We start from the raw sequence: 25,132 nt of genomic DNA on the forward strand, positions 1-25,132 counted from the left end.
CACATAACATGATTAAAACTGACAAAATTCGTAAACCACAACCTGTCCTGTTTTACATCATCGACTATCTCTGGAGCGGCTTTACCGGCTTAAGTGTGGCGATGATAGTTGTTGCCTTGTGGGCTTGGGGCAGCGCAATATTTGGTGAATTTATGCTGCCTGCTCCCGCGGATGTTTTTCAAAAAGCCCTTGATTTGCTCAAGCATTTCCAACAAAACGAAATCGGCATTTCGTTATGGCGTTCCGTGGTGGGCATTGGTATTGCTCTCATTGTCGGTTTAACTGTGGGGCTTATTGCGGGCAGCTTTAAAACCGCTATGGCATTGCTCAAACCCGTCATTACGATTTTGTTAGCCATGCCACCAATTATTTGGGTCGTGATGGCTTTATTTTGGTTTGGCTTTGGCAATCCTAGCGTGCTATTTACCATTATCGTATTAGTCGCCCCGCTGACCTTTGCCAGTGCCGCCATGGGCATGGCAAGTGTAAACAAACAACATGAAGAATTGTTTGATGCGTACAAGCTCGGATTGTGGAAGAAAATTCGCTATTTGTACGTTCCCCATCTCACGGGCTATGTAATTTCCAGTATTGGCGTCGCGGTTGCGATGGGCGTGAAGGTGGTAATTATGGCTGAGCTTTTGGGAGCCAATGAGGGTGTAGGAGCACAGATTGCCGATGCCAGAGCCATGTTAGATACATCAACGGTCATGGCTTATGTGTTGTTGGTGATTGTATTTGTTTCACTCTTTGAATATTTGATTACCAAGCCATTGGAAATCCTGTTTATGCCGTGGAGAAGATAATGCTGAGTTTAAAGAATGTGCGTTTTGAAATTCTCCGCGATCCCATCGTGCGCGATTTCAGTATGGATTTACAACCAGGCGAAGTGAAAACCTTATTCGGCCCAAGCGGTTGTGGCAAAACGACTGTACTGCGTTTGATTTCAGGTTTAGAAACACCAAAATCGGGCGAAATCCATAATACATTCCGTAAAACAGGGTTTCTGTTTCAAGAAAATCGTCTATTAGAAAATCTCACTGCTATGCAGAATATCGCCATTTTTATGGATAATCCTAATGAAAATGAAATCATTGCGCTGGCAGAAAAGATCGGGCTTTCCTCTGGGGATTTGAATAAATACCCGACCGAATTATCGGGTGGAATGGCAAAACGCGTGGCATTTTTGCGTCTATTGCTATGTGGCTGTGATTTAGCCTTATTGGACGAACCTTTTGTCGGTTTAGATCGCGATTTACGTGATATTTTAGCCGCTATGTTAGTGGAAAAAATTGAGCAGCAAGGCATGGCTTGCATTTTAGTGACGCACGATCGTTTTGAAGCGGCTCGATTAAGCCGAGAGATTATGCAGCTTTCTCCAAAAGGGATGGATGTGCAAAATGTGATTACCTTGCCAACGCCATTATCCGAACGTAATTCAGCCTTTGAAGAAACCGTAGTCGCACGCGAATTTCAAGGAATCCATTACTATGAATAATTTCTTTACCCATCCGATGCGACCCTTCTTTGTTGGTGCAGCTATTCTTGCGATTGTTGGTGCCTTGAGCTTTTTCATCAGCCCCGATGATCTCATCCTACATCGCAAAATTTTCTTAGAATTTATGCTACCAGCCGCATACGGCGGTTTTCTGACAGCTTCCATGCTCGAATGGACAAATTACAAAGGCAATTTAAAACCTATTGCGACGATTTTAGCAGTACTCTTGCTTGCTGGATTGGTGTTATTGCCATTTTCCCCGCAAACCGCCTCATTTTTAGTGGCAGCTTATTGGCTCGCATTGTTACTCTTTTGTGCTTGGCTGTTTTGGTTGGATCGTAATACCGACAATTTTACTTTACTGATGTTACTTTCAGCATTTATGGTTTGTCAGACAGCTTACGCCATGACTGATAGTCTGAAATTATTGCGGGCACAGGTGCATTTGAATATGGCGGCAGTGATGTTTGTATCAATTCGAGTCAGCATTCTATTAGGCGCAGAGGCACTGAAAGAAAGTACATTGAAAGATCCTGTATTTATCCCGAATGTCGTGTATAAAAATATCGCAATTACATTTTTATTACTTCATACCGCAGCAGAGCTTTGGTTGCCTGCGCAAACAGCCGCTTTTACAGCTTTTGCCGTTGGCTTTATCTTGCTTGCCAAGTTACGCGAATTACATCATCACGAACTGCTACGTAAACATTACGTACGCACTTATTATTTCCTTCAACTGTTCGCCGCGATTGGTTATTTGTGGATTGGCATAAATAAATTAATTGATGAACCTACTGCCGATCCGTTACACATGGTGACACTGGGCGGCATTCTCGGCAGTATGATGATGATTTGGCTCACTGCAGGATTATGGCATAGTGGCTTTACGAAACTGGATTATCCAAAACTCTGTCGCCTTGCCGTGCTTTGTCTTTTTACCGCAGCGCTTTCGCGAGCCTGTTTGATGTATGTGGACGAGCTGTTTTTTATTACGATTCCGGCTATTTTAATTGCCATTGTGTTTGTGCTGTACCTCGCAACCTTTGTGCCGATATTCCGAAACAATGCCTTTACGGATGATCCGGAATAATGACCAATCCGCACATCAATGTGCGGATTTTTGATATTTTTTAGACCGCACTTAATAGGCTTTTAATTGGGCCATTGCTTTACAATCAGCAGCTTGATGATCATCTTCGGTAATTAAACTTTGTAGGAAATGTTTAATTTCGGTCAGTTCGGCAATTTTTTCTTCGACTGAAACCAAATGTTTTGCCAACATACTATCCACTTCACAATGTTGAGATTGCTGCGTTTTCATCTCATTAAAAAATTTAATTTCGGCCAAGCTAAAATCTAACGCTCGGCAGGTTTTAATAAATTTTAATTGCTTCAAACTGGCTTCATCATAATCTCGATAACCATTTGCCAGCCGTTTAGGCTCCGGCATCAAGCCCATTTTTTCATAATACCGAATCGTTTCTAAATGAATACCGCTTTGTTTGCTGAATTCGTGAATTTTCATTTTTTAAAATCAAGCCTTGACCTTGTAGTTGCTACGGGCTTTATACTTTATCTCAAGTTAATCAAAGACACAATGAGGAGCCGTATGTCCGTCCACCATTCCCATGAACATTATGACCATTCACCTCATGAGCATATTCCACAAGATAAAAAAATCTTAGCACTCAGTTTTGCCATCATTACGGGCTTTATGGTTGTCGAATTTGTTGGAGGCTATTGGTTTAACAGTTTGGCACTCATGGCTGATGCGGGGCATATGGCGAACGATAGCTTATCGTTATTTTTAGCCTTGCTAGCATTGTTTCTATCCGCTCAAAAACAACGATACATTGCTTTACTCAATAGCGTCTCATTGATTGTTGTGGCATTGATGATTTTAGTTGAAGCCATTCAACGCTGGCAAAATCCTATCGAGATGATGGCATTACCGATGCTTGGGGTTGCCTCTCTCGGATTATTGGTGAATCTTCTCGTGGCAAAGATCATGTTGAACAGCGATCATGATAATCTCAATATCAAAGCGGCGTATCTCCATGTACTGACCGATTTATTCGGTTCCATTATTGCTATGCTTTCGGGGCTAAGCGCCTATTTCCTAGGATGGTTATGGGTTGATCCGCTAGCAAGTATGATATTAAGTGTACTGGTATTAAAAAGTGGAATCGGAGCGTTCCGCTTGGCATTAAAAAACACCTAAAAAACGAACCGCACTTTGTTTTGAGATTAACAAAGTGCGGTCAATTTTCAGCGATTATTTCCACTCACCTCGTTCTACAATAATCCCCACATTACTTGCTTGAGCAACCGCTTTGGGTTTGCTTAATTTGAGGCGTAACCATGAAATACCAAAACGTTGTTGTAATTGATCTGCTACTTCATAAGCCACTCGCTCAATCAATAAAAATGGCTTAGCTTGAACATAATCTAAAATAAATTGGCTCACTTCAGCATAATTAAGGCAATATTGCACATCATCCATTTCTGCGGCTTTTTGACAATCCCATGCCATTTCCAAATCAAAAACGAGCTTTTGTTTAATTTGCTGCTCCCAGTCATACACACCAATTTGTGCGAAGACGACTAATTCTTCAATAAAAATTCGATCCATCTCTCATTCCTGTAAAAATATAGTGGGCTTATGCTATCAAGTTTGGTTAAAATAACGAACAAGTTTTTCAAATACAATCAAGATTGTGGAGCATAAAATGAGCCTATTTGCCCTTTTTTATATGATTTTTGCTTATTTGCTGGGTTCGATTTCCAGTGCAATTTTGATTTGTAAGGTAGCAGGCTTGCCTGACCCACGAAAAAACGGCTCTCATAACCCTGGTGCGACCAATGTATTACGTATTGGCGGACGTTGGGCGGCGCTTGCAGTATTAATTTGCGATATTTTAAAAGGGATGTTACCTGTTTGGGCGGGTTATTATTTAGGGCTTACGCAATTTGAATTAGGCATGGTTGCCTTGGGTGCGTGTTTAGGACATATCTTCCCCATTTTCTTTCAGTTTAAAGGCGGAAAAGGTGTCGCGACCGCATTCGGTGCCATTGCGCCCATCTCTTGGGGCGTCGCTGGCTCAACACTAGGTACGTGGTTGTTAGTCTTCTTAATTAGTCGCTATTCTTCATTAAGTGCGGTTATCACTGCACTTCTTGTACCGTTTTATGTTTGGTCGCTTAAACCGGAATTTACCTTCCCCGTTGCCTTAGTTTGCTGTTTGCTGATTTATCGTCACCACGACAATATTCAGCGCTTATGGCGAGGCCAAGAAGATAAAATGTGGGGAAAATCCAAAAAGAAATAAATAAAAAAACCTGTCGATAATCGACAGGTTTCTTTTTATCAAAACGGCTTAGAAATCAACCGCACTTTTAAGTTTTTTCAGTGCGTTTGCTTCAAGCTGACGAATACGTTCTGCAGACACATTATATTTTGCTGCAAGATCATGAAGGGTGGCTTTATCATCATCTAACCAACGTGCTTTGATGATATCTTGGCTACGTTCGTCAAGATTGGCTAAGGCTGTTCCTAACTTTTCTGTCGCTTGTTCTTCAAAGTTTTCGCTTTCAAGTTCTGCCGCAAAGTTTGAGCTTTTATCTTCTAAATATAAAGAAGGTGCATAAGCTTCGTCATCATCGTCTGTTGGCAAATCAAAGCCTACATCAGCCCCTGTCATACGGGATTCCATTTCGATGACATCTTCTTTTGACACGCCAAGCTCATTCGCCACCATATCCACTTCGTTTTCATTAAACCAACCTAAACGTTGTTTAGTTTTACGTAGGTTAAAGAACAATTTACGTTGTGCTTTCGTGGTAGCGACTTTCACAATACGCCAGTTGCGAAGGACATATTCATGGATTTCAGCTTTGATCCAATGCACCGCAAAAGATACAAGGCGAACACCCACTTCCGGATTAAAACGTTTTACCGCTTTCATTAATCCAATATTACCTTCTTGAATTAAATCTGCTTGCGGTAATCCATAACCTGAATAACCACGCGCAACATGAATAACAAAACGTAAGTGTGATAAAACTAATTTTTTCGCTGCTTCAATATCACCGTCATAATACAAACGTTCTGCTAAGCTTTTTTCTTCCTCTGCAGTTAGCATCGGATATTCGTTTGCTGCTCGAATATAACCTTCGATGCTACCTTGAGGTACTAACATCATTTGAGTTTCTTTATTCATTCTTCTCCTCACAGCATGCGGAGCGACGCCCCGACTCATTACTTATTTTTGTTATTGTATAACAACTGTTGTCATTATACCTCAATTTGTTTCATTTGACAGTTTTTAACGATTAAAAGTTCAAATTAATTACTGAAAATTTTCCAAATTAGTTTAATGGCACAAGTGAATAAACTACATCCTCTGCCACCACTTTAAACAATAAATCAATATTCGGGTGTTTTCCAGGATTTTGTTTCGCATCTTCAACGTGTTCAGCAAACCATTCAATGCCTTGTTGTGCAGAAGTGCGGTCTAATTTCCCGTTAAATTTTTCTGCTAACGCATGATAAAGGCGAAGCGATCCAAGCTTGCCTGGTGCAGCAGGAATATGATGAATCACGGTTTCATCGTTTAATACGTCTAAGCCAGTTAGATGATCAATGCTTGGTAAGGTTTCTAAAATGTCTTTAAAATTCATAATTGCTTTCCTCTATAAATTAACTAATGGCTTGCTCTGAATTCACTTCGCCATTCGCCCCCATAAAGCGCACTTCGGGCTGTAAATACACACCAAATTTATCTGCTACGGTTTGACGGATATGATGTGCTAGCTTCACAACATCCTGACCTGTAGCATTGCCTTTATTAATCAGCACTAAAGCCTGCTGTTGATGAACAGCTGCGCCACCGATTTGAAAACCTTTTAAATGGCATTGATCGATTAACCAACCTGCTGCAAGTTTCATAGAGCCATCCGGTTGTGGAAAGTGCGGTAGATTTTCGACCTGTTTTTGGATTTTCGCAAATTGCTCAGCAGTCACCACAGGATTTTTGAAGAAACTGCCCGCGTTGCCAAATTCTTTTGGATCGGGCAATTTACTGCGACGAATATGACACACTTCATCAAACACTTGTTTTGCCGTTACTGTTTGAGGATCAAAATTCACTAATGAGCCATATTTTAAAATTGGTTGCCAATTTTTAGCTAATTTCAATCCAACCGCTGTAATCACATAACCTTGTGCATAGCGATGTTTAAAAATACTTTCACGATAACCGAATTCACATTCGCTCGCCTGCAAGCGGAATTGTTCGCCGATGTTGAGATTCAACACATCCACATAATCACACACGTCTTTAAATTCTACGCCATACGCACCGATATTTTGAATTGGCGCTGAACCCGCACAGCCTGGAATGAGCGCAAGGTTTTCTAAACCATCAATCCCTTGTGAGAGCGACCACTCCACCAACTGGTGCCAATTTTCGCCACCATTGACATGTAAATAATGGTAATCGCTATCTTCTGTATGTTGAATACCCGATAAACGGTTAACAATCACTATTCCTTGGAAATCGTCTAAAAACAGCATGTTGCTGCCTTGCCCTAAAAATAAGGCAGGGAGATTTTCAGCTTGTGCTTTTTGCCAAGCTTGTTGGATTTGTTCAATCGATGTGGCTTCAATAATTTCACGCGCATTTGCCGGAATATTGAAGGTGTGAAACGGTTGTAAACTTTGCATTAACTTTCCTTAAAAAAACGTGTGAGGGAGCGTGATTTTCACCATCGTACCACCTTGCTCCCCTTTTGAAATCGTAAGTTGTGCATTTAATTGGCGACTGCGTTCAGTCATGATATTTAAACCATAATGCCCTTCTGGCTCATCTAACGTCGGAATTCCTACGCCATTATCTTGCACAAGAATTTCGTATTCCCCTTCTGTATTGATATGCGCTTTCACTTCAATCAGCGTGCCTTTTGAGTGTTTAATCGCATTCAGCGTTGCTTCACGCACAATTTGTAGAACGTGCACTAATTCTTGTGGATTTAAACTTTGCGATGGCAAACTGCAGTCCACTGTCATTTGCATCTTCGTTTGCGAACGTAAACTTTCGATAACTTGCTCTAAAGCAACCTGTAAATTCGCTTCTTGTACCGTTAAACGGAAGGTCGCCAATAATTCTCGTAATTGAGAATACCCATCTGATAAGGCTTGTTCAAACTCACAAATAATCGCAATGCTTTTCTCTTTTGATACCTCATCTTCTTTCTTCAAATTATGCTTTAACAGCGTTAATTGAATTTGTAAGAAAGACAGCACTTGCGCCAATGAGTCATGTAATTCCCGTGCAATAATTGACCGCTCTTCCATCAATAAGAGTTGCTCTTGTTGGCGTTGCGTTTTGTGAGAATACAACGCTTTTGCCACCATTTGTCCTAAGTTTTTCATCATTCGCGGATCCGGGCAAGGCAAACCCGCTTGCCACGAGAGCACTGCTAAGTTTTCATTTTCAATAGAAAGTTCTTCGACTTGAAGTGATTGTTTAGGATCTTTTTGACCAAAAGAAATTTCCCAATGTTCTGAGCCGAAAATTTCTAACTCGATGTAGCGTAAATGTTCGCTAACACGAATATGATTGAGCACTTGGCTGAGAATTTTATCATTAATCTTCGTGGGCGTAAGCAACTGCGAGCTTTGATAAAGCGTCGTTAAAGAGCGGTTAGTTTGGCGTAATTTTTGCGTTTTCTCATTGACTGCATCTTCTAAACGTGAATAAAGCCGCCCTAATTCTGAGGACATTTGCGTAAACACTTTCGCCAAAACACCAAGCTCATTACCACTTTCTGTATCAAGCTGGATATGTTTAAACTGCCCCATTTGCACTTGCATACTGGCTTTGGTCATCAGCTCTAACGGTTTCACCACTTCGCGCTTCAGATACCAAATAACATAGGACACCATAGCCAAAATTAACAACATCGACACGCATAGCACTGAAACCGCACTAATCCATTTTTGTTCGGCAAAGCGTTGTAATTCCAACACGAAATCATCGACATCTTGTACATAACTTTTAAGTTCAGCATGATATTTTTCGATTTGATGCGCACGAGCGAAATCGGACATCACCGCCCAGCGTTGTAGAATTTTTTGATAGGACTCTCTCACACCTGATGGTGCAAAAAGCTGATTTTGCACAGAAAGTAAGGCCTCGGCATTGAGACTGCGTTGATAACGCACCAGATTCTGTTCAACCGTATCCGGCGAACGTTCCATTTCCGTTAATAGCCGATAACTTTGCATACGCAAAGAACCGGAGATATTAATGGCTTCCGCATCCGATTTATTACTTGCCATCACGAGCAAACTCAATGAGCTAATAATGCCCATGAAGATAATGACCACAAATAAATATTTGGCAATACGGGTAGAAACTGAACGTTTGGCGTACACGATAACTCTTCAAAATTAGGGAAATTACCCATAGTTTAGCATAAAGTGCGGTTGAAATTGGCTGATTTTTCACAAATAAAAAACATCGGCTTTCACACCGATGTTTTCAAAAACGTTAATTTTTTTGACCGCACTTAGCTTAATTCTTTGCCTTTTAATTCGGGCACTAAGAAGACCGTCGCGACCATGTCGATAACATAAATCACAGCCAAGAAAGCAATCGCAATACTGAATGAATACGCGGATACAATCGCCCCGACAACAACCGGTCCAAAACCACCTACAGCACGACCTAAGTTAAATAACACATTTTGTGCGGTTGCACGCGCTTCTGTCGGATAGGCTTCAGCCATTAATGCGCCATAACCGCCCATCATGCCGTTTACGAACATCCCTAAGAATGCGCCTGCCACCAACATGGCAGTTGGATCGGTTAATTGAGAGTAAGTGATGATGCTGATCACGGCTCCAAGTTGAAATAATAAGAAACTTGGTTTACGTCCGATTCTATCGGCTAGACGCCCAAAGATCCAAATTCCTGCCATCATGCCGCATACGGTAACTGCTGTCCATAAACCTGATTTCGTTAAACTAAAGCCAAGTTGTTTAGATAAGAAGTTTGGCATCCAAATCATAATGCCGTAGTAACCAAAGTTTTGTACAGACGTTAAAACTACTATACCAAGACTTACTTTTGTGGTTGCTTTATCTTTCACTAAGAGTTTGAAAGATTCTAGCTTTGATATCTTTTGTGCTGAAAGTTCGGTCTGTTTTCGTGAGAAAATTTCAGGTTCATGTAAGCGAACTCGTAAATACCAAGCAACAAATGCCGGGAAGATACCGACAACGAACATACCGCGCCAGCCGATATGTGGAAGCAATACTGGTGTGAGTAACGCGGCGGCTAACACACCCACTTGCCAACCTAACGCCACATAAGAAGCGGCTTTTGCACGGTGTTTGGCTGGCCATGCTTCAATGGCTAATGCCATACCGATACCAAATTCACCGCCCAAACCGATACCGGCAATGGTGCGATAAATTAATAAATCCCAGTAGCCTTGTGCGATTGCACATAAACCAGTAAATACGGCGAAAAGTACGATTGTCCAAGTTAGCACGCGTACACGCCCATAACGATCGCTTAATGCACCAAATACAATACCGCCCACCACAGCACCAATAAGTGTCCAGGTAACTAATGAGCCAGATTGTGCAGGGGTTAAATTAAGATCGGCCGAAATGGCACTAAGCATAAATCCAAGAATAAGAAGATCGAATCCATCCATCGCGTAGCCGACAGCTGATCCAACCAAGGCTTTCCAGCCATATTGATTGACGTTTGTCATGATTGAGGTCCCTTTTGCTACTCACGGGTAGCGTTTAAAGTGAAATGAAGAGGAAAGAAATTTCCGATGCGTAGTTTAGAGAAAGTGACGGGATTTTGCAAGAATGAGAAAAGCAAAGTGCGGTTGATTTTATTCAAGTTTTTATTTTTTCAATAAAATTCGAATCAATAAAGCAATGGCTGCCGCATCATCCACCAAACCTAATGGACCAAGCACCGCTTCAGGCAAAATATCAATCGGACTGAACAAATAAATCAGAATGATGGCGATTTTAATTAACTTTGTTTTATTCATAGTCATTGGACGAAAAGAAAAAGATCAGGTAAATTCTACAACTTATCCGAATGGTGAATCATCACAAAACGTTCCCAAAGCTGCTCTTCGCTTTCTTGATGCTCAGGATCTGGCTTAATACAGTTTGTAATCGGGCAAACTTTTTGGCAAGTTGGCGTGTCATAATGACCGACACATTCCGTACAAAGCACAGGATCGATCACATAGATCTCCTCGCCGATTGAGATTGCTTCATTCGGACATTCGGGGAGGCACATATCGCAGTTTGTGCATTTGTTTGTGATCAGTAACGCCATACCATTCCTTTATATGAGAAAGCGGCGAATTATAGCCGACAAAAGCAAAATTGACAAAATTTAAACAGGATTTTTATGAAAAAACAGGCTTCTACTCTTTCCCTTATTGCCCTTGCTGCATTTAGTATTTGGCAATATTTCACTGAACACAAAAAAGACACAAAACCCGCCCCAACAACCACACAACAACAAACCCAAAGTGCGGTCAAAAATACCAAAGATTTTGGAAATTATGATGTCATCATGCGCGATGATGCCATTGGACAAAATAAAAATGCCCCTGTTGATTACTATATGTTGGCCTTATCTTGGTCGCCTGCATTCTGTGAAAAACAACGTGCGCAATATGGCAATAATTTACCTGATTCAGCGCAATATCAATGTAGTACAAAAAATCAATTTGGCTGGGTAGTGCATGGCTTATGGCCACAAAATGCGAATGCACGTTCTGTTACGGATCATCCACGTTTTTGTAAGGGTGATTTAGCACCGCTTCCAGTTGAAACGCTCGAACCTTACCTTTCAATCTCGCCAGGTGCAAAATTATTACAAGGCGAATGGGAAAAACACGGCAGCTGTGCGTTTGATTCAGCGGAAGCTTATTTCAAACAAGAGAAAGCATTATTTGAATCACTCTCCTTGCCAAACGAACAATTAAGCCGTAAAGAATTATTTCAATGGATGAAGCAGAATAATCCACAACTAAAAGGCGCTTATTTAGGCGCGAGCCATAATGAATTATTCATTTGCTATGATCGTCAATGGCAAGTAATCGATTGCCCTAAATAAGCATAATTCGCTTTTTTATTTGATCTACATCGTTACAACCTAGTAAGATCTAGGTATAATGTTCCAGTTTAATTTTAACTAACCCAAGAGGAAAGCTTATGTCAGTAATCAAAATGACCGACTTAAATTTAAAAGGTAAACGTGTATTTATTCGCGCGGACTTAAACGTACCGGTAAAAGATGGCAAAGTGACATCTGATGCGCGTATTCGTGCGACTATCCCGACGTTAAAACTGGCTTTAGAAAAAGGCGCAAAAGTGATGGTTACCTCTCACTTAGGTCGTCCAACTGAAGGTGAATTCAAACCTGAAGACTCTTTACAACCGGTTGTTGATTACTTAAAAGACGCAGGTTTCAATGTGCGTTTAGTACAAGACTACTTAAACGGTGTGGATATTAAAGAAGGCGAAATCGTTGTCTTAGAAAACGTACGTGTAAACAAAGGTGAGAAGAAAAACGATCCTGAATTAGGTAAAAAATATGCCGCACTTTGCGACGTATTCGTGATGGATGCATTCGGTACAGCTCACCGTGCACAAGCGTCAACTTACGGCGTAGCAGAATTTGCACCAGTTGCTTGTGCAGGTCCATTACTTGCAGCAGAATTAGATGCGTTAGGTAAAGCATTAAAAGAGCCAGCTCGTCCGATGGTTGCGATCGTAGGTGGTTCTAAAGTTTCCACTAAATTAGAAGTATTAAACTCTCTTTCAAAAATTGCTGACCAAATTATCGTAGGTGGTGGTATTGCAAATACTTTCATCGCGGCAGCTGGCCACAATGTGGGTAAATCATTATATGAAGCAGATTTAATCCCTGTAGCAAAAGAATTAGCAGCAAGTACTGACATTCCTGTTCCAGTTGATGTACGTGTAGGTACTGAATTCTCTGAAACTGCACCTGCAACAGAAAAATCAGTGACCGAAGTGAAAGATGACGAATCTATCTTCGATATCGGTGATAAATCTGCAGAACAATTAGCAGAAATCATCAAAAATGCAAAAACCGTTTTATGGAATGGTCCGGTTGGCGTGTTTGAATTCCCTAACTTCCGTAAAGGTACTGAAATCATTTCGCACGCGATTGCAAACAGTGATGCATTCTCTATCGCAGGGGGCGGTGATACTTTAGCAGCAATCGATTTATTCGGTATTGCAGATAAAATCTCTTACATCTCTACCGGTGGTGGCGCATTCTTAGAATTCGTTGAAGGTAAAGTATTACCAGCAGTAGAAATTCTTGAAAAACGTGCGAACGGTTAATTAAATGCTTTCTATCCCCTCTGCACAGAGGGGATAAATATTGATTCTTCAAACGGAGGATAAACCCTCCAAAACAAAAGGAAACACAACTATGGCTAAATTATTAGATATCGTAAAACCTGGCGTAGTAACAGGTGAAGATGTACAAAAAATCTTTGCTTATGCCAAAGCAAACAACTTCGCGATCCCTGCAGTAAACTGCGTGGGTTCAGACTCCGTAAATGCTGTATTGGAAACCGCTGCTCGTGTGAAAGCACCAGTAATTATCCAATTCTCAAACGGTGGTGCAGCTTTCTACGCAGGTAAAGGTATCAAACCAACAAGCGGTGCACGTCCAGACGTTTTAGGTGCGATCGCAGGTGCAAAACATGTTCATACTTTAGCCAAAGAATATGGTGTCCCAGTTATTCTGCATACCGACCATGCTGCGAAAAAATTACTTCCATGGATCGATGGCTTACTTGAAGCGGGTGAAAAACACTTTGCAGAAACAGGTCGTCCATTATTCTCTTCTCACATGCTTGACTTATCTGAAGAGCCTATGGAAGAAAACATGGCAATCTGCCGTGAATACCTTGCTCGTATGGATAAATTAGGCATGACTCTTGAAATCGAGATTGGTATTACCGGTGGTGAAGAAGACGGCGTGGATAACTCAGATGTAGATGAATCTCGTTTATATACCCAACCATCTGATGTGCTTTATGTTTACGATCAATTAAACCCTGTAAGCCCTAACTTTACCGTTGCGGCTGCATTCGGTAACGTACACGGTGTTTACAAACCAGGTAACGTAAAATTAAAACCATCTATTTTAGGTGCATCACAAGAGTTCGTTGCAAAAGAACGCAATCTACCAGCAAAACCAATCAACTTCGTTTTCCACGGTGGTTCAGGTTCTAGCCGCGAAGAAATCCGCGAAGCAATTAGCTATGGTGCAATCAAAATGAATATCGATACTGATACTCAATGGGCTGCATGGAATGGTATCTTAAACTTCTATAAAGCAAATGAAGCTTATCTTCAAGGTCAATTAGGTAACCCTGAAGGTCCTGATGCACCAAACAAAAAATACTACGACCCACGTGTTTGGTTACGTAAAATGGAAGAATCAATGTCTAAACGCTTAGAGCAATCTTTCGAAGACTTAAACTGCATTGATGTTTTATAATCCATAAAAATAGACTAAAATAAGACCGCACTTTCTAGTGCGGTTTTTTTATTTTACATAACCTAAATATCGAGCATAATCTATGCAAATAACAAAACAAAATTGGTTAGTTACCCTAATAAACTTTGCAGTAACGCTTTTCTTCCTTTCGATATTTATTGTCAAGGGGGGATATAATGCTGCACCTGCTCTACTGATGTTAATCGGTTTAGGTTATGGCGTTTATGCTTTAATCAAGAAACCACTTTTAAACTTATCGAAAGTTGATAAATGGTTAATTTATAGCTACCTTTTTTATTTTCTTACATTTGTACTTTCCCTCTGCATTAACGGGGGGAAAATGCGCGATCTTGATACTGCAAGCCGAGTCGTTTTCTTTGTTCCTGTTTTACTTTTATTATTAAAATACCCTATCAAAACTTGCGTTTTGAGTTACTCTATTCCGCTTGGTAGTATTATTTCCCTTTGCGTAGCACTTTATGATAAATTTATCTTGAATCTACGCCCAGAGCAAAATCCTCGAATTATGCATATTCAAGGTGGTGATATTTCTATGTCATTAGGTATTTTTAGCCTAATTATTGCCCTCTATGCCCATCATAAAAAAGACGTAAAGTTAACCACTCTTAGTGTTATTGGTGGTTTATGTGGCATCGTAGGAAGTTTGCTTTCTACCGCTCGAGGTGGATGGGTTGCATTGCCTGTCTTGCTTGTCGTTATTTTTTATATTTATCGTCATTCTCTTTCAAAACGTTTTTTCCTGACTTTCTTTGGGATTATTGTGGTCGCGAGCATTGGTATTAGTCAAATGCCCAATAACCGCATTATGGAACGAATTAATGTTGCTCAAAAAGATATCCAACTTTATCTAGACAAAAATAATGGTAACACCTCTCTAGGTGCTCGTTTTGAAATGTGGAAAAGCGCAATTGCAATGGCAAAAGAAAAACCTTTATTTGGTTGGGGTATTCAAGGTGCAACAGAAAAACGTAAGCAAGAAACGGAAGAAAAAATTGCTACAGGTAACATTGGACAATTTACACATGCTCATAACCAATATTTAGATGACCTCTCCAAACGAGGAATCGTCGGATTACTCGCCTTGCTTGCTGTTTTATTTATTCCTCTGCGTACCTTTATGAAAAAGCTAAACACCACGAACGATGAGGTTAAGCTGATTGCAACGTTAGGTGTTGCCCATATTTTATCTGTGATGATTTATGGCTTAAGCCAAGGTTTCTTGGTACATAATTCAGGTACTATTTTTTACTTTTTCTTAACGATTGTGTTTTATGCTGCAATACGAACACATCAGAAGGCGGAATAATGAAAATTTTAGTCATTCGTAACGATAAACTGGGTGATTTTGTTCAGGCGTTTCCGGCTTTTGCGATGTTGAAAGCCTCAAATCCCGAGCTAAAACTGACCGCACTTGTGCCAGCTTATACCGCACCACTTGCACAAATTTGCCCTTATTTAGATGATGTTATCATTGATAGTGCTAAGAACGACAAAGCAGATTTCAACCGGCTTATTAAAGAAATCAAAGAGCAGCAATTTGATGGCATGATTAGCTTCTTTTCCAATACCCATAACGGTAAATTAGCCTGGAAAAGTGGGATTCCTTATCGTCTTGCGCCCGCAACAAAATGGGTACAAATCCTTTATAACCATCGTTTAACACAACGCCGTTCACGTTCAGAAAAATCGGAAGCCGAGTACAATCAAGATCTGGCTCGGGCGTTCTTAAAGAAACACAACATGCCGATTGTAGAACCTAAACCACCTTACCTTTCATTTCCTGAAAGTGCGGTTAAAAAACAACGTATTTTTCTTCAAGAACAATTCGGTTTATCGGCGGATAAAAAATGGGTCTTTGTGCATAGTGGAACAGGTGGTTCAGCAACAAGCCTTTCTCTGACACAGTATGCTCAATTGATACAAGGTTTATTAAACGAATTTGACTGTCAGATTATCTTAACGGCAGGACCTGGTGAAAGTAAAAAAGCCCATGAGTTAGCGGCAAAAATCGATAACCCAAATGTGGTGGTTTACGATAAGAATAAAGGATTAGTGGATTTTGCTCACTCACTGGCTTGTACAGATTTATTCATTGCGGGCTCTACTGGACCATTGCATCTAAGTAGTGCATTCAATGTGCCAACGATCGGATTCTATCCAAATAGTCGCTCATCTCAGCCTCGTCGTTGGAAGCCGATTAATGATGCAGATAAACATCTTGCTTTCTGCCCGCCAAAAGGCAAAGAGGAAATTAATTTAGGCTTAATTTCGATTGATGATGCCTTAATTGAGATTATCCCCTTCGTGCGGAAGATGTGGCAAGCGAGCAATTGAGTTTAAGCATAACTGTACAATCCAACCTATTGCGGCGGCAAAAACAACGGTACCGATTCCGACTGTGCCGCCGAGAAGATAACCCAACACACAAACCGACACTTCAAGGCTTGTTCTCACAATGCCTACTTTTAAATGAAGGCGTTGGCAAAACCCCACCATTAATCCATCCCGCGGGCCAGCGCCTTGATGACAGGTTAAATATAATGCTGTTCCAAGCCCATAAAGCAAAAGCCCAATTCCGCCGAATAAGATTCGACTCAAAAGTGCGGTTGGTTCAGGTATAATTTTCACGGTTAAACCCAGAAAAAAAGCAATCACGATAATATTCAAAATCGTGCCAAGCCCAAATCTTAACCTAAGGGGAATCCAAGCCAACATCACCAAACAGCTAATACCGAATGATGCCCAACCAATACTAACTCCAGCTTGTAATGCCACGCCTTGAGAAAGTACGGTCCAAGGTGAAGAACCCAAATTAGCGAGCACAATCAAGCCATCTCCAATGCCCAGTATTGCCAAAGCAAATAAGAGCATCGACATGGTTTTACCTTCGACTGACCATAGCGATTTGGCGGCCCAACTGGTGTGAGGAATCACCCGTGCTTTTTTCATATTATTCCCATTTATATTTAACGCTTACATCATAATGGGAAACCCCATAAAACCAAAACATTTTAACGTCATATGATATAACCGAATTGACTGATAAATATCATAAATGTGATGTAGATCACATTGTCAAAATTGTCATCATTCAGCCACTGACTTAAAATAGGCTACCCTTTTAAATTAGGACATGATTATGCTTGCATCTCTTCAAGATATTTTGGATACCGTAAAATCCAATACACTCACCTATCAACAAAAACTCATGTGTTTAGGCAATATCGCCGAGCGATTATTTGATCCTCGTGAATTATTAGGCTACACGGATGAAGAATGGCAATTCCTTCAAAATCAAATGATCTGTGATTTAAACGAAGGCTATGCGATTTATCGCCCCCGCTATATTTTGCCGGATTACAATGTGTATATTAAAAAAGGCTGTGAATTCCTTGAATTGCCGCCACCAAAAGATCTTGATGAAGCATTAGATGGCTTATTGATTTTATATTCCCACGTGCCCTCCATTACCACATTCCCAGTTTACATTGGTCGTTTAGACGTGCTACTTGATCCGTTTATTACCGATGAGGAACAAGACTACATCAAAATTAAACGTTTCTTAAATCATGTAGACAAAACTGTGCCGGATTCATTTTGCCACGCCAATATTGGTCCTTATGATACCAAAGCAGGGCGTTTGATTTTAAAAGCGGTGATTGAATTGGAAGCGCCAACACCAAATATGACCATTCGTTATGATAAGAGTAAAACAAGTCGTGAATTTGCAGAATTGGCGGCAAAAGCGTGCTTATTGGTTTCCAAACCGTCTTTTGCCAATGATGCTTACTACATTTCTGACTTAGGCGAACAATATGGTATTGCAAGCTGCTATAACGCACTGCCTGAATGTGGCGGCGCTTATACCCTCACTCGCTTGCGTTTAGGTACCATCGCTCGCGCCTGTAAAACCGTGGATGAAATGGTCAATGAACTCTTACCTCGTGTAGCAAAATGTGCACTTTCCACCATGGATAAACGCCATAAATTTGTAGTGGAAGAAAGCAACTTCTTCAATACCTCATTCCTCGAAAAAGAAGGGTTTATCAAACGTACTAATTTTACGGGGATGTTTGCTATTGTTGGTCTCGCTGATGCAGCAAATCATTTATTGCAACAAGAAGGCTTAAATGAAACCTTTGGTAAAAGCCAACGCGGTGATGAAATTGCGACCTTAATTATGGATAAATTGAAAGAAGTCACAGATAACCATGAAGGCGTGTATGCTGAACGCACGGGCAACCGTTATTTATTACATGCACAAGTAGGTGCAAGCAATCATGAGGAAGATAAACGTAATGCGCCGGCACATCGCATTCGTGTGGGTGAAGAACCAACGTTATTGGCTCATTTAAAACAATCTGCGCCATTCCATAAATACTTCCCATCAGGTACGGGAGATTTGTTTGCCTTTGACCAAACCTATGTGGATCATTTAGATGCCGTCGTTGATATTATCGATGGTTCATTTGCGCAAGGTTACCGTTATATCACCACTTACCTTAAAAATACCGATTTGATTCGTGTAACCGGCTATTTAGTGAAGAAAAGCGAAGTGGAAAAATACCGTAAAGGTGAAGTAGCATTACGTGATACCACTTGGTATGGCGCTGGCACCGATGATTGTGCACAAGTCTTTGACCGTCAATTACGCGATGAACAAGATGTAAGTGCAAGCTAGAAAAAAAGTGCGGTCGAAAAACTCTCTGTTTTTTGACCGCACTTATTCTTCTTCTGCCTTTTCTAAAATCGCTTTGTGTTCTCGAATCAATGCCATAAACGGCTGCCCAAAGCGTTCTAATTTGATCGCCCCTACCCCATTAATTTGTAGCATTTCAATATTACTTGTTGGCATATATTGTGCCATTTCCTGTAATGTTGCATCGTTAAAGACAATATAAGGTGGAATATTTTCCTTATCCGCGAGCTGCTTCCGTAGGAAGCGTAAACGAGCAAACAGATCTTTATCGTAATTTGCTACCGTATTTTTATGGGATGTATGCACAATTTTATTAATGGATGAAATGCGCGGCATTGCCAATTCAAGCGGCACTTCGCCTTTTAAAACAGGGCGTGCACTTTCTGTGAGCTGAAGCGTGGCACTATTAAACTCACCGATCACTTGTTGAATAAAACCAAGATGAATAAGTTGGCGAATCACGGATTGCCAATGTTCTTTGCTTTTATCTTTGCCAATGCCATAAACACTTAACTTATCATGTTGGCGTTCCACAATTTTCTGATTATGCATCCCTCGCAATACCGCAATCACATATTGCACACCGAAACATTGCCCCACACGATAAATCGTAGACATCACTTTTTGCGCATCAATTAAGCCATCATATTTCTTTGGCGGGTCTAGACAAATATCACAGTTTTGACAAGGCGTTTGACGATGTTCACCAAAATAATTGAGCAACACCAAACGACGACAAGTTTGACTTTCGGCAAATTCACCAATGGCTTCCAATTTATGTTGCTCAATTTGACGTTGTGGCGTCTCTGGTTTTTCAAGCAGAATCTTCTGTAACCAAGCATAATCAGCCGGTTCGTAGAAAAGTACCGCTTCCGCAGGTAAATCATCTCGTCCCGCGCGACCGGTTTCTTGGTAATACGATTCAATGCTTCTTGGCAAATCAAAATGGGCGACAAAACGCACATTGGATTTATTAATACCCATACCAAACGCAATCGTCGCAACCACAACTTGAACATTATCTCGTTGAAAATCTTGCTGGACGCATTCACGCAGTGCGGTTTCCATCCCTGCATGATACGCTGCAGCCGACACGCCTTTATTTCGCAAAGTTTCTGCTATACGCTCCACTTTCGAACGACTATTGCAATACACAATGCCACTTTTACCTTTCTGAGCTAAGACAAAACGCGTAAGCTGCTCCATCGGCTTAAACTTTTCTTCCAACGTATAACGAATATTTGGACGGTCAAAACTGCCAATGTATTTATGAGGATTATCTAATTTAAGATGAGTGAGAATATCCTGTCTCGTCGCGTAATCAGCCGTCGCCGTTAATGCCATAATTGGCGCATTTGGAAAAGCCGATTTTAAGCCGCCAAGTTGGGTATATTCAGGGCGGAAATCATGTCCCCATTGTGAAATACAATGGGCTTCATCAATGGCAATAAAGGAAACTTGAGCATAAGAAATCAGCTGAAAAAAGCTGTTTGTCATCACTTTTTCAGGCGAAACATATAATAATTTTAATTGACCTGAAATCAGCTTATTTTCAACTTGCTGCTGTTGTTCTGGCGTCTGACTAGAATTCAGAAAATCTGCTTGAATACCGTTTGCTTGGAGTTGATCTACCTGATCTTTCATTAAAGAAATCAAAGGCGAAATCACTAATGTAAGACCATGAAAACAAAGTGCTGGAATTTGATAACACAAGGATTTACCATTTCCTGTGGCCATCACCACTAAGGCATCCTGACCGCTTAACGCAGCATGAATCACTTCTTCCTGCCCTTTGCGGAAAGATTGGTAACCAAAAACAGACCGCAACGTATTAAGTGCGGTCGTTTTTAAGTCTGTTTTTTGCGGGGCATGTTCCGCGAGTTCGGCCATTAGAATGTTACCGTTTCTCCGTGAGCAGCAACCGCCTCGGTTAAAGAATCCCAAAAGCGTTTACCATCATTTGCCACCCAATCATTATTTTTATAGGCAAAATGGAATCCACCCAAACGGCTCGCAAGCCAAAGCTCAAGAAGTGGTTCTTGCTTATTAATAACGATTTGTGAGCGGTCATCAAATGTGATCGTGAATACCGAACCTTGTGTCTCGCAATCCACATCGCAGTCTTGATTCTCTAACTCTTCTTCAATTTTTTGCCAAACCTGTTCAATATTTTGGTGAAATTCTGCAACATTCATAAAATTTTCCGATTAAATCTGATAGAATGCCGTGAATTATAAAGCCTTTCACCTCGTTGGCAAAGGCAGATTTTACTTATTAGAGAGATTGAAAAATGAAAAAATTACTTTCTATTTTATTACTCAGTGCATTCTGTACTTTAGCGACAGGTTGTGGTGTAAAAGGGCCATTGTATTTTCCTGAAAAAGAACAACCACAAAACACGCAAAAAACACAATAAAAACTGACCGCACTTAAAGGATTCGTCATGGATTTTTTCCAATATAAAAACGAGCAACTTTATGTTGAAGATTTGCCCGTCAAACAACTCGCTGAAGAATTCGGCACACCGCTTTATATTTATTCTCGTGCCACACTTGAACGCCATTGGCATGCCTTTGATTCTGCTTTAGGAAAGCATCCACACTTGATTTGTTATGCCGTTAAAGCCAATTCCAATATTGGTATCTTGAATGTCATGGCGAAGTTAGGTTCTGGTTTTGATATCGTTTCGCAAGGCGAATTAGAACGCGTCTTAGCAGCTGGTGGAGAGGCATCAAAAGTTGTATTTTCTGGCGTAGCAAAATCTCGTGCAGAAATTATGCGAGCGTTAGAAGTAGGCATTCGTTGTTTTAATGTAGAATCTGTTGCGGAATTACATCATATCAACCAAATTGCGGGTGAAATGGGTAAAGTAGCCCCTATTTCTTTACGCGTAAACCCAGATGTCGATGCCCATACACATCCTTACATTTCCACAGGATTAAAGGAAAATAAATTTGGTGTGAGCGTAGATGAAGCGCGTGAAGTCTATAAATTAGCAGCAACCTTATCTCATGTAAAAATTACAGGTATGGATTGCCATATTGGCTCTCAGCTTACTGAATTACAACCTTTCTTAGATGCAACTGATCGCCTCATTCGTTTAATGGAACAATTAAAAGAAGATGGCATCACATTAAAACACTTAGATCTCGGCGGTGGTTTAGGCGTAACTTATACTGATGAAACGCCACCTCACCCAAGTGACTATGCAACTGCGTTGCTAAATAAATTAAAAGATTATGAAGATCTCGAAATTATTCTAGAACCTGGTCGAGCGATCGCGGCGAATGCGGGGATTTTAGTGGCTAAAGTTCAATACTTAAAAAGTAATGAAAGCCGTAACTTCGCGATTACTGATACCGGTATGAACGATATGATTCGCCCGGCACTCTATGAGGCTTATATGAACATCATTGAAATTGACCGCACTTTAGGGCGTAAAAAAGCCATTTATGATGTTGTTGGCCCAGTATGCGAAACCTCTGATTTCTTAGGTAAACAGCGTGAGCTCGCCATTGCTGAAGGGGATTATATTTCCCAACGTTCTGCTGGTGCTTATGGTGCAAGTATGTCCTCAAACTACAATTCTCGTCCACGTACGGCTGAAGTGTTAGTGGATGGAGACAAAGCTCATTTAATTCGTCGCAGAGAAAGTCTTAGCGAGTTATGGGCTCTAGAAAGTATCGCAGAATAAAAATAGATAGAAAGAAAAAACGGTCGAGACTTACATCTTGACCGTTTTTGTATAACTAAATAATCCGAGAGAATTGTTGTCGTTTTGCTGCTGCTCTTGAATAGGTATCAAAGCATAAACAAATATTACGAATTAATAATCGACCTTTAGGCGAAACTTGTAAGCCTGTTTCTGTTTCAGAAATTAATCCATCTTCAAGTAATGGTTTTAATAACTGTAAATCTTCAGCAAAGTGTTTTTTGAAATCAATATTGTATTGTTTTTCAATGGGTGCAAAATCAAGCTTAAAGTTACAAATCAACTGCTTAATCACATCACGGCGTAAGCAATCTTCTTCTGTCATCGCTAAACCTTTATGTAATGCGATTCCTGAATTTTCCACATCATGATAGTAATGTTTTAACTCTTTTTGGTTTTGAGCGTATGTATCACCCAATAAACTAATGGCTGATACACCTAAACCGAGTAAATCACATTCTTCCTGAGTAGTATAGCCTTGGAAGTTTCGGTGTAAGACACCTTTCTCTTGGGCAATCGCTAATTCATCATCGGGTTTAGCAAAGTGATCCATACCGATAAACTTATAGCCTGCATTCCCTAAGGTTTCGATAGTTTTCTGTAAGATTTCTAACTTAGTTTCTGGTGGCGGTAATTGATCTTCTTTAATTTTTGCTTGCCCCGCAAATCGACTTGGCAAATGGGCATAGTTAAAGATACTTAAACGATCTGGATTCAATTCAATCACTTTATTTAATGTGAACATAAAACTTTCCACATTTTGAAGTGGCAATCCATAAATTAAATCAAGATTCGTCGATTGGAAACCTAACTCACGAGCGCGAACAAGCAATGCATTCACAAATTCTTCATCTTGTTCACGGTTTACCGCTTTTTGAACCTCTTTATTGAAATCTTGCACGCCCATACTAATTCGGTTAAAACCAATATTGCGTAAATGATCAAGCATGTCGAGCTCAATTTCGCGTGGGTCCATTTCAATACTGACTTCTGCATTATCCGCAATCGTAAAATGGTCTTTAAGCATCTTCATCAAACGAGCAGATTGCTCTTCTGTCAAATAAGTCGGTGTACCGCCGCCCCAATGCACTTGAGTCGCAACACGATTTTTAAATAATTCTGAACGCGCTTTGATTTCTTTTTCAAGGTAATCAAGATAAATATCCGCCTTATGTTGATGGCGAGTAATCACCTTATTACAGCCACAGAAATAGCAAAGTTTGTGACAAAACGGAATATGTACATAAAGGGAAAGTGGTCTTTCCGGATAACGATTAGCAGCTGCAATAAAATCTTCGTTAGTGTAACTTTCATTAAATTCTAATGCAGTTGGATAAGATGTATAACGAGGTCCTGATTGGTTATATTTTTGAATTAACGCAAGATCCCAAATAATTTCAGACATTAAGCTTCCCCAAATTTCTCTACGTCATTTAAAAACTGACGCAACTCCAACATAATTTCTTCTTCAAATTTTGCTTCTGCACTTTCTCGCTCAAGATCAAGTTTCATTCTTTCTTTTTTTAACAATGCTTTCCGAGCTTCATGCGTAGGCATTTCTTTCACAATATTATAAAGTGCATACATCGCTTGATATGGCTGTAAAGATTGTCCAAAAGGGAGTAAAAGCATTGATAAACGAATCACCCCTTCTGAATGATTGCAATCTCCATTTTGCATCGCTTTAGCGATAATTACCATACTCTCTTTTAGGCGTTTTGTACGCGCTATTTTAGCCTGTTTAATGAGAGTGTTTTGCTCGCGTAACATCCTAAGTAATTTGAAAGCATAAAATGATACGCCAGCAATAATTCCCAAAGCAATAATACTAAAAATAATCGGCCACATGACAATTATCGGAATTGGTTAATATCAATCTTCTCGAAGGTTCGATAGAGGTCATCCTCTGTCTCTTCTTCATCTTGAATACCTAATTCTTCCATTAATTGAGCAATACGATCTAAGCATTCATCCACAAATTGTTGATCAGCTTTACTAATCGTTTTACCCTCATCTAAGGCATCCAACAATTCATTTAGAATTTCATTATTTTCTAAACGTTCTAACTCAATTTCAGGTGAAAGTTTTTTCGGTTCTTTTACCGCTGGAATTGTCATTCCTTTCTCAGGCTTATTCACAAATTCAATAATCAGTGGGACCTTTTTACGGCTACCAATACGCGGATCTTTTTGTTCAACGACTTGATTATGTTTATTTTGCTCAGCGTTACTATGACGAGAACCGGATGCTAAACCTTTATGTTTACGTTTTTTCTTATCTTCTCTTGCTTTAGCATCTAATTCATAACGTGTTAATTTCTTACCTGATAGCTTCGGTGCTTCAGGTTTCTTATCTGATTTACGAATTGGCATAATATCGCTAATTTTACGACTTTTCTTTTTACGAGCCATTTGTGTTATTTATCCTATAAAAAATTTTGGTGATTGTACCATTCCACCTATATTTTCTCATTAAAAGATTTAAACATCTTTAATAAAACTATTCTGATTTTGACCGCACTTTTATTTCATTTAAATCAAATCTAAAAACAAAAACCCCAAGCTCTTCAGCTCGGGGTTCACATTCACTACCTGGCGGTGTCCTAC

The 25,132-nt window shown here is 40.2% G+C and carries 28 protein-coding genes; 13 read left to right on the forward strand and 15 right to left on the reverse strand.

Going from position 1 to position 25,132, the window contains the following annotated elements:
• The first annotated feature begins 8 nt into the window (after positions 1 to 8).
• From ADA56_RS00330 to ADA56_RS00340, 3 genes are read left to right on the forward strand one after another with little or no spacing between them, the layout of a single operon-like run.
• A complete protein-coding gene (locus ADA56_RS00330) occupies positions 9 to 806 on the forward strand; it encodes an ABC transporter permease (RefSeq protein ID WP_049368690.1) in 798 nt (265 codons plus the stop codon).
• Positions 806 to 1,498 (forward strand): ATP-binding cassette domain-containing protein, encoded by a 693-nt coding sequence (locus ADA56_RS00335; protein ID WP_179854570.1) that lies wholly within the window; start codon positions 806 to 808, stop codon positions 1,496 to 1,498. Before ADA56_RS00330 ends, ADA56_RS00335 begins: the two co-directional genes overlap by 1 nt.
• Complete coding sequence (locus tag ADA56_RS00340) at positions 1,491 to 2,588, forward strand: NnrS family protein (RefSeq protein WP_049368691.1); 1,098 nt, start codon at positions 1,491 to 1,493, stop codon at positions 2,586 to 2,588. Before ADA56_RS00335 ends, ADA56_RS00340 begins: the two co-directional genes overlap by 8 nt.
• 51 nt (positions 2,589 to 2,639) lie before the next feature.
• On the opposite strand, the gene ADA56_RS00345 is transcribed toward ADA56_RS00340, so the two are convergent.
• Positions 2,640 to 3,023, reverse strand: a complete 384-nt coding sequence (locus tag ADA56_RS00345) for a MerR family transcriptional regulator (protein ID WP_049368692.1) — start codon at positions 3,021 to 3,023, stop codon at positions 2,640 to 2,642.
• A gap of 84 nt (positions 3,024 to 3,107) precedes the next feature.
• Here ADA56_RS00345 and ADA56_RS00350 point away from each other — a divergent pair, with 84 nt between their 5' ends.
• Entirely contained in the window at positions 3,108 to 3,719 is a 612-nt protein-coding gene (locus ADA56_RS00350) for a cation diffusion facilitator family transporter (RefSeq protein WP_049368693.1), read from the forward strand.
• Positions 3,720 to 3,773: 54 nt separating this feature from the next.
• Here ADA56_RS00350 and folB read toward each other — a convergent pair whose 3' ends face one another.
• Positions 3,774 to 4,130, reverse strand: coding sequence for a dihydroneopterin aldolase (folB, locus tag ADA56_RS00355; RefSeq protein WP_049368694.1), 357 nt, complete (start codon positions 4,128 to 4,130; stop codon positions 3,774 to 3,776).
• A 97-nt stretch (positions 4,131 to 4,227) separates the two neighbouring features.
• Here folB and plsY point away from each other — a divergent pair, with 97 nt between their 5' ends.
• On the forward strand, positions 4,228 to 4,827 hold the full coding sequence (plsY, locus tag ADA56_RS00360; RefSeq protein ID WP_049368695.1) for a glycerol-3-phosphate 1-O-acyltransferase PlsY: 600 nt from the start codon (positions 4,228 to 4,230) through the stop codon (positions 4,825 to 4,827).
• Between the two features lie 48 nt (positions 4,828 to 4,875).
• On the opposite strand, the gene rpoH is transcribed toward plsY, so the two are convergent.
• The 7 genes from rpoH to ADA56_RS00390 all read right to left on the reverse strand — a co-directional run bounded on the left by rpoH (position 4,876) and on the right by ADA56_RS00390 (position 10,875).
• Positions 4,876 to 5,718 (reverse strand): RNA polymerase sigma factor RpoH, encoded by an 843-nt coding sequence (gene rpoH, locus ADA56_RS00365; RefSeq protein WP_049368696.1) that lies wholly within the window; start codon positions 5,716 to 5,718, stop codon positions 4,876 to 4,878.
• A gap of 148 nt (positions 5,719 to 5,866) precedes the next feature.
• A complete protein-coding gene (locus tag ADA56_RS00370) occupies positions 5,867 to 6,178 on the reverse strand; it encodes a DUF2322 family protein (protein WP_049368697.1) in 312 nt (103 codons plus the stop codon).
• Positions 6,179 to 6,197: 19 nt separating this feature from the next.
• Positions 6,198 to 7,223 (reverse strand): UDP-N-acetylmuramate dehydrogenase, encoded by a 1,026-nt coding sequence (gene murB / locus ADA56_RS00375; protein WP_049368698.1) that lies wholly within the window; start codon positions 7,221 to 7,223, stop codon positions 6,198 to 6,200.
• A 9-nt stretch (positions 7,224 to 7,232) separates the two neighbouring features.
• A complete protein-coding gene (narQ, locus tag ADA56_RS00380) occupies positions 7,233 to 8,936 on the reverse strand; it encodes a nitrate/nitrite two-component system sensor histidine kinase NarQ (protein ID WP_049368699.1) in 1,704 nt (567 codons plus the stop codon).
• 134 nt (positions 8,937 to 9,070) lie between these two features.
• Complete coding sequence (locus tag ADA56_RS00385) at positions 9,071 to 10,285, reverse strand: MFS transporter (RefSeq protein WP_049368700.1); 1,215 nt, start codon at positions 10,283 to 10,285, stop codon at positions 9,071 to 9,073.
• Between the two features lie 141 nt (positions 10,286 to 10,426).
• Positions 10,427 to 10,579, reverse strand: coding sequence for a DUF1232 domain-containing protein (locus tag ADA56_RS09590; RefSeq protein ID WP_005696968.1), 153 nt, complete (start codon positions 10,577 to 10,579; stop codon positions 10,427 to 10,429).
• A gap of 35 nt (positions 10,580 to 10,614) precedes the next feature.
• Positions 10,615 to 10,875, reverse strand: coding sequence for a YfhL family 4Fe-4S dicluster ferredoxin (locus ADA56_RS00390; RefSeq protein WP_014064693.1), 261 nt, complete (start codon positions 10,873 to 10,875; stop codon positions 10,615 to 10,617).
• A gap of 75 nt (positions 10,876 to 10,950) precedes the next feature.
• Between ADA56_RS00390 and ADA56_RS00395 the strand changes: the two genes are divergently transcribed.
• From ADA56_RS00395 to ADA56_RS00415, 5 genes are all read left to right on the forward strand, one after another.
• The gene (locus ADA56_RS00395) at positions 10,951 to 11,664 is read left to right on the forward strand and encodes a ribonuclease T2 family protein (protein WP_049368701.1); all 714 of its coding nucleotides are present in this window, start codon (positions 10,951 to 10,953) and stop codon (positions 11,662 to 11,664) included.
• 98 nt (positions 11,665 to 11,762) lie between these two features.
• Entirely contained in the window at positions 11,763 to 12,923 is a 1,161-nt protein-coding gene (gene pgk, locus ADA56_RS00400) for a phosphoglycerate kinase (RefSeq protein WP_049368702.1), read from the forward strand.
• Positions 12,924 to 13,014: 91 nt separating this feature from the next.
• On the forward strand, positions 13,015 to 14,094 hold the full coding sequence (gene fbaA, locus ADA56_RS00405) for a class II fructose-bisphosphate aldolase (RefSeq protein WP_049368703.1): 1,080 nt from the start codon (positions 13,015 to 13,017) through the stop codon (positions 14,092 to 14,094).
• Between the two features lie 82 nt (positions 14,095 to 14,176).
• The gene (locus ADA56_RS00410) at positions 14,177 to 15,421 is read left to right on the forward strand and encodes an O-antigen ligase family protein (protein WP_049368704.1); all 1,245 of its coding nucleotides are present in this window, start codon (positions 14,177 to 14,179) and stop codon (positions 15,419 to 15,421) included.
• The gene (locus ADA56_RS00415; protein WP_049368705.1) at positions 15,418 to 16,449 is read left to right on the forward strand and encodes a glycosyltransferase family 9 protein; all 1,032 of its coding nucleotides are present in this window, start codon (positions 15,418 to 15,420) and stop codon (positions 16,447 to 16,449) included. The genes ADA56_RS00410 and ADA56_RS00415 overlap by 4 nt, the downstream gene beginning before the upstream one ends.
• Here ADA56_RS00415 and ADA56_RS00420 read toward each other — a convergent pair.
• Positions 16,399 to 17,064 carry a YczE/YyaS/YitT family protein gene (locus ADA56_RS00420; RefSeq protein ID WP_049368706.1) on the reverse strand — a complete coding sequence of 222 codons (666 nt, stop codon included), beginning with the start codon at positions 17,062 to 17,064 and terminating at the stop codon, positions 16,399 to 16,401. The two genes, ADA56_RS00415 and ADA56_RS00420, sit on opposite strands and share 51 nt — an antisense overlap.
• 190 nt (positions 17,065 to 17,254) lie before the next feature.
• Between ADA56_RS00420 and ADA56_RS00425 the strand changes: the two genes are divergently transcribed.
• Positions 17,255 to 18,796: a YjjI family glycine radical enzyme gene (locus ADA56_RS00425; protein ID WP_049368707.1), complete on the forward strand. Its 1,542-nt coding sequence runs from the start codon at positions 17,255 to 17,257 to the stop codon at positions 18,794 to 18,796.
• 42 nt (positions 18,797 to 18,838) lie between these two features.
• On the opposite strand, the gene recQ is transcribed toward ADA56_RS00425, so the two are convergent.
• Positions 18,839 to 20,704, reverse strand: coding sequence for a DNA helicase RecQ (gene recQ, locus ADA56_RS00430; protein ID WP_049368708.1), 1,866 nt, complete (start codon positions 20,702 to 20,704; stop codon positions 18,839 to 18,841).
• Positions 20,704 to 21,009, reverse strand: coding sequence for an iron donor protein CyaY (gene cyaY, locus ADA56_RS00435; protein ID WP_049368709.1), 306 nt, complete (start codon positions 21,007 to 21,009; stop codon positions 20,704 to 20,706). The genes recQ and cyaY overlap by 1 nt, the downstream gene beginning before the upstream one ends.
• Positions 21,010 to 21,104: 95 nt before the next feature.
• Between cyaY and lptM the strand changes: the two genes are divergently transcribed.
• The gene (lptM, locus tag ADA56_RS09890) at positions 21,105 to 21,230 is read left to right on the forward strand and encodes an LPS translocon maturation chaperone LptM (RefSeq protein ID WP_005697346.1); all 126 of its coding nucleotides are present in this window, start codon (positions 21,105 to 21,107) and stop codon (positions 21,228 to 21,230) included.
• A 27-nt stretch (positions 21,231 to 21,257) separates the two neighbouring features.
• On the forward strand, positions 21,258 to 22,508 hold the full coding sequence (gene lysA, locus ADA56_RS00440) for a diaminopimelate decarboxylase (RefSeq protein ID WP_049368710.1): 1,251 nt from the start codon (positions 21,258 to 21,260) through the stop codon (positions 22,506 to 22,508).
• 55 nt (positions 22,509 to 22,563) lie between these two features.
• Here the strand turns inward: lysA and hemN are convergent, their stop codons facing one another.
• From hemN to yihI, 3 genes are read right to left on the reverse strand one after another with little or no spacing between them, the layout of a single operon-like run.
• Complete coding sequence (gene hemN / locus ADA56_RS00445) at positions 22,564 to 23,931, reverse strand: oxygen-independent coproporphyrinogen III oxidase (protein ID WP_049368711.1); 1,368 nt, start codon at positions 23,929 to 23,931, stop codon at positions 22,564 to 22,566.
• Positions 23,931 to 24,374, reverse strand: coding sequence for a DUF2489 domain-containing protein (locus ADA56_RS00450; protein WP_049368712.1), 444 nt, complete (start codon positions 24,372 to 24,374; stop codon positions 23,931 to 23,933). The genes hemN and ADA56_RS00450 overlap by 1 nt, the downstream gene beginning before the upstream one ends.
• Before the next feature lie 5 nt (positions 24,375 to 24,379).
• Positions 24,380 to 24,937 carry a Der GTPase-activating protein YihI gene (gene yihI, locus ADA56_RS00455; protein WP_049368713.1) on the reverse strand — a complete coding sequence of 186 codons (558 nt, stop codon included), beginning with the start codon at positions 24,935 to 24,937 and terminating at the stop codon, positions 24,380 to 24,382.
• Positions 24,938 to 25,132: the final 195 nt, after the last annotated feature.

The sequence above is a fragment of the Parahaemophilus parainfluenzae genome (assembly GCF_001055095.1).
Taxonomy (GTDB): Bacteria; Pseudomonadota; Gammaproteobacteria; order Enterobacterales; family Pasteurellaceae; genus Haemophilus_D; species Haemophilus_D parainfluenzae_Z.

What these genes read in the sequence shown, in the direction of transcription:
- ADA56_RS00330 (WP_049368690.1), top strand. Translation starts at nt 9, where the DNA reads ATGATTAAAACTGACAAAATTCGTAAACCACAACCTGTCCTGTTTTAC.
- ADA56_RS00335 (WP_179854570.1), top strand. Translation starts at nt 806, where the DNA reads ATGCTGAGTTTAAAGAATGTGCGTTTTGAAATTCTCCGCGATCCCATC.
- ADA56_RS00340 (WP_049368691.1), top strand. Translation starts at nt 1,491, where the DNA reads ATGAATAATTTCTTTACCCATCCGATGCGACCCTTCTTTGTTGGTGCA.
- ADA56_RS00345 (WP_049368692.1), bottom strand. Translation starts at nt 3,023, where the DNA reads ATGAAAATTCACGAATTCAGCAAACAAAGCGGTATTCATTTAGAAACG.
- ADA56_RS00350 (WP_049368693.1), top strand. Translation starts at nt 3,108, where the DNA reads ATGTCCGTCCACCATTCCCATGAACATTATGACCATTCACCTCATGAG.
- folB (WP_049368694.1), bottom strand. Translation starts at nt 4,130, where the DNA reads ATGGATCGAATTTTTATTGAAGAATTAGTCGTCTTCGCACAAATTGGT.
- plsY (WP_049368695.1), top strand. Translation starts at nt 4,228, where the DNA reads ATGAGCCTATTTGCCCTTTTTTATATGATTTTTGCTTATTTGCTGGGT.
- rpoH (WP_049368696.1), bottom strand. Translation starts at nt 5,718, where the DNA reads ATGAATAAAGAAACTCAAATGATGTTAGTACCTCAAGGTAGCATCGAA.
- ADA56_RS00370 (WP_049368697.1), bottom strand. Translation starts at nt 6,178, where the DNA reads ATGAATTTTAAAGACATTTTAGAAACCTTACCAAGCATTGATCATCTA.
- murB (WP_049368698.1), bottom strand. Translation starts at nt 7,223, where the DNA reads ATGCAAAGTTTACAACCGTTTCACACCTTCAATATTCCGGCAAATGCG.
- ADA56_RS00385 (WP_049368700.1), bottom strand. Translation starts at nt 10,285, where the DNA reads ATGACAAACGTCAATCAATATGGCTGGAAAGCCTTGGTTGGATCAGCT.
- ADA56_RS09590 (WP_005696968.1), bottom strand. Translation starts at nt 10,579, where the DNA reads ATGAATAAAACAAAGTTAATTAAAATCGCCATCATTCTGATTTATTTG.
- ADA56_RS00390 (WP_014064693.1), bottom strand. Translation starts at nt 10,875, where the DNA reads ATGGCGTTACTGATCACAAACAAATGCACAAACTGCGATATGTGCCTC.
- ADA56_RS00395 (WP_049368701.1), top strand. Translation starts at nt 10,951, where the DNA reads ATGAAAAAACAGGCTTCTACTCTTTCCCTTATTGCCCTTGCTGCATTT.
- pgk (WP_049368702.1), top strand. Translation starts at nt 11,763, where the DNA reads ATGTCAGTAATCAAAATGACCGACTTAAATTTAAAAGGTAAACGTGTA.
- fbaA (WP_049368703.1), top strand. Translation starts at nt 13,015, where the DNA reads ATGGCTAAATTATTAGATATCGTAAAACCTGGCGTAGTAACAGGTGAA.
- ADA56_RS00410 (WP_049368704.1), top strand. Translation starts at nt 14,177, where the DNA reads ATGCAAATAACAAAACAAAATTGGTTAGTTACCCTAATAAACTTTGCA.
- ADA56_RS00420 (WP_049368706.1), bottom strand. Translation starts at nt 17,064, where the DNA reads ATGAAAAAAGCACGGGTGATTCCTCACACCAGTTGGGCCGCCAAATCG.
- ADA56_RS00425 (WP_049368707.1), top strand. Translation starts at nt 17,255, where the DNA reads ATGCTTGCATCTCTTCAAGATATTTTGGATACCGTAAAATCCAATACA.
- recQ (WP_049368708.1), bottom strand. Translation starts at nt 20,704, where the DNA reads ATGGCCGAACTCGCGGAACATGCCCCGCAAAAAACAGACTTAAAAACG.
- cyaY (WP_049368709.1), bottom strand. Translation starts at nt 21,009, where the DNA reads ATGAATGTTGCAGAATTTCACCAAAATATTGAACAGGTTTGGCAAAAA.
- lptM (WP_005697346.1), top strand. Translation starts at nt 21,105, where the DNA reads ATGAAAAAATTACTTTCTATTTTATTACTCAGTGCATTCTGTACTTTA.
- lysA (WP_049368710.1), top strand. Translation starts at nt 21,258, where the DNA reads ATGGATTTTTTCCAATATAAAAACGAGCAACTTTATGTTGAAGATTTG.
- hemN (WP_049368711.1), bottom strand. Translation starts at nt 23,931, where the DNA reads ATGTCTGAAATTATTTGGGATCTTGCGTTAATTCAAAAATATAACCAA.
- ADA56_RS00450 (WP_049368712.1), bottom strand. Translation starts at nt 24,374, where the DNA reads ATGTGGCCGATTATTTTTAGTATTATTGCTTTGGGAATTATTGCTGGC.
- yihI (WP_049368713.1), bottom strand. Translation starts at nt 24,937, where the DNA reads ATGGCTCGTAAAAAGAAAAGTCGTAAAATTAGCGATATTATGCCAATT.